The 1855-nt window shown below is 69.3% G+C and carries 1 protein-coding gene; it reads right to left on the reverse strand.

Translation table 11 applies throughout. From position 1 onward, the window contains the following. Nucleotides 1-191: 191 nt before the first annotated feature. Nucleotides 192-1577: an alginate lyase family protein gene (locus ABZ281_RS47915; RefSeq protein WP_356664980.1), complete on the reverse strand. Its 1386-nt coding sequence runs from the start codon at nucleotides 1575-1577 to the stop codon at nucleotides 192-194. Nucleotides 1578-1855 lie beyond the last annotated feature (278 nt).

The raw sequence follows: 1855 nt of genomic DNA on the forward strand, positions 1-1855 counted from the left end.
GGGGCGAACGTTGCCTGTCGCGGCACTAGCACCCCAGCGACATCGAGACGGCCGCGCCCGTGCCCCCGGTCCACACGTCGCGCCTTCGTTGAGCAACGCGTCGCGCCTTCGTCGAGCACGGGGGCAGGCCCTGACCGGGCGAGCCGGCAGCCGTCTCGCTCGGGCAGGCCCTGCCCCTTGACGACCGGGCGCTACTCGGCCCGCCCCCGCCGCCGCAACATCAGCAGCCCACCGGCAACAGCGCTCACCCCCGCCGCCGCGGCCCACCCCACAACATCCCCGGACCCGGTTGCGGCAAGGTCATCCCCAGCCGCCGCAGGACCCGCCGAAGCCTGCGCCCGCACACCCCCGGAACCCTCACCGTCACGGGACGGACCGACACTCGGCGCCCCCGCTCGCCGCTCCCGGCTGAACGCCAGCGTCCCGAACCCCAGTTGATCGAACCCCCCACTGTTGGGCCCGTAATCACCGCCCCCGCCCTCAGGCGCGGCCTTGGCGGCCGCCCGCGTGAGATACGACGCCGGCAACCCCCGCCGCTTGGTGTAGTGGTTGGCGATCATCGCCCAGATGGGCCGGGTCATCCCCGGATCCACGCCTTCGACGCCGGACGCGGTCTCACTCCCCGACCACCCCCCGATCGCCCCCTTCTTCCGCGTGTTCGCCGTGTACGGCACGTCCCCGCCCAGGCTCCACTTGGCCACGTACTGCGCGCCCTTGAAGAACCGGCTGTCGTCGTACCCGTACAGATCGATCCCCTGGTTCCACGCCATCTCGCACACGGTGCCCATCAGCCCGACCCCGAGCAGCGCATGCCCTTGATCCCGCCCGGCCTCGACCCACTCGCCGAGCCCGTCCTCGTGGACGACGGGAATCGCGTGTCTGACCGACCCCATGCCGTCCCCGTGCTTGAAGTACTCCACGGCCCGCTCGACGATGCCCCGGTCATCACAGAAGATCCCGGTCGCGAGCACACAGGCGATGGCCGTCAGATCCCAGTTGGGCCAGTAGTTGGTGATGACGGCGCCATTGTGCCGGGTCAGGAAGTCGTCGCTGAGCGGATGGAAGACATTCAGTATCAGTTCCCGCGCCCGCCCGAGATCGAAGTCCCCGTGTCCACGCACCAGTTCCGCGGCATTGGCGAACTGATACCCGTACAACCCCGCCGCCAGGAACCGGTCGGCGCTGCCCTCCAGCTTGGTCAGCTTCCCCGACCAGGCGTTGAGGATCGCCACGGCGGTGTCGGCGTGCGCCTCCTCGCCGCTGACGTGATAGCGCAGGGCGTTCTGGTAGGCGGCGTGGATGTCGTTGTAGAGGGTCGCGTAGTTCTCGGGCGCACCCGAGCCCCGGTACACGACGGCCTGCGGATTGGCCCGCCATCCGCTCTGCGCATGCCGGTTGGCGGTCAGCTTGGAGAACCCGGCGGTGTACGGTCTGGCACCCGCCTTCACCTTGGCCGCCATACGGTCCAGATCGGCACGGGTGTGCAGCAGCCCGGGGTGAACGAGAGGGGCGCCGGCAGCTCCGGCCGGGGTGGCGAGCGCGGTCGCACCGATACCGATGCCCGCTGCCTTCAGCATGCTCCGGCGGCTGATCTGTCGTGTCACGTCGTCGTACCTCAGCGTCGTAAGTCGCGTACCTGCGGGGGACGGTGAGGAGACGGCCGGGCGGCGAGGCGATAACAGAAACTGCGCTATAGTTGATCTGCGTCCAGTCGCCGTAACTCCGGTCGGCGGACAGTGCGTTGGTGGTCCAAGGAAAGACGCCCCACTTCCTGTGGGGAAATGCAGGTGCAAGGCCTGCCCGGCGCTCCGACAAGAACCCGGCCCTGGGATTCAGGGCCGGGTTCTATGCTGTG

Origin of the sequence: Streptomyces sp. NPDC006265, assembly GCF_040613555.1 — a bacterium.
GTDB lineage: Bacteria > Actinomycetota > Actinomycetes > Streptomycetales > Streptomycetaceae > Streptomyces.